Source organism: Oleiphilus sp. HI0123 (assembly GCF_001635315.1).
The window spans coordinates 1-595 of record NZ_LWGE01000521.1; the positions used below are offsets into that span (position 1 = coordinate 1).

Annotated in this window: 1 pseudogene; it reads left to right on the forward strand. The window is 47.1% G+C overall.

Features of this window, described 5'->3' with window-relative positions:
• Nucleotides 1-595, forward strand: a pseudogene (locus A3761_RS26960) (hypothetical protein); the annotation flags it as partial.

Below are 595 nucleotides of genomic sequence, written 5' to 3' on the forward strand. Positions count from 1 at the left end.
AACGGTCAGAGGGCAAGTGCCGAATGAAGCGATGGATGATGTTTACTTTGATCCTTACCCAATGCCAACCCCGATCCCCGGCTTCCTCACCTTGGGTTCTGCCAAGCTTGAAGGCAATACAAAAGATACAGGATGGGTAGGATATCGCTATGCAGAAGGTAATCACCCTTATACAGGGCCGGGTGAATTTGCCGGTTTCAACTGTGCGTCGTGCCACGGTTATCAAATCACTTACCAAAACGTCAATGGCGAAGATGAAACAAAGGTTTTCCCTGGCTTGCCTAACCCTGAATGGACCATGAAGTGGACAGTTTTACAGACGCCGCTAAAAACCTTCAAGGGCATTTATGAGAAGGAGCCAGGGCCAGACTGGNCACCGGAAGAAGAAAAAGTTGCCAAAGATATGTTGATCTATCATATGCCTGCCGGTGCCGGTGAGCATAACTTGGTTAGAATCAAAGGAGAGGGCAGCCATACCGATAATGATTATCAGTTTTCACCGATCGCAATTCCAAATGTGACCAACTATATGTCGATTCGACGTTCTCTGTCGCATACCGAATCCTATGTCGGTTTTGAAGGTTCTTATGTGCAT